Below are 415 nucleotides of genomic sequence, written 5' to 3'. Positions count from 1 at the left end.
AATTACTCGCTTTCAACTTCTCATTTTGATTCTTCAATAAATGAATTTCATTTTCACGAGACTTCGCACCATCATCAAAACGGCTTTTCGTGAATGACTCAGAAACCTGAACAACACCACCAGCAACAGCAGAAGAAACAGCACCAACCAACGTGCCAGCCTTCTCAAACTTTTCAGCCTTAGCTTTTGCAGCATCAACACGCTTTGCAACAGCACGACCATCAGCCAGAGCAATAGCTAAAGCCTTGGCTTGTTGCTTCTCCTGGTTCCACTGGTCCCGAGTTAAACGCCTACGACCTGGACCAATACGAGTTAAGCCAGAAGGCTTCCCGACCTTATCCCAATAACTGTCCTGCCAATCTCTAAACGATTGCTTATAGGCTTCATTTTGTTCCTTTGGAGATAACCCATCCGC

At 45.3% G+C, this 415-nt stretch carries 1 pseudogene; it reads right to left on the bottom strand.

The features are described from left to right. Positions 1-415, bottom strand: a pseudogene (locus KP705_RS18305) (hypothetical protein); the annotation flags it as partial.

It is taken from the genome of Gluconobacter sp. P1D12_c (genome assembly GCF_018812105.1).
GTDB classification, from domain to species: Bacteria; Pseudomonadota; Alphaproteobacteria; order Acetobacterales; family Acetobacteraceae; genus Gluconobacter; species Gluconobacter oxydans_A.
This window is presented reverse-complemented; position numbering and strand designations above follow the sequence as displayed.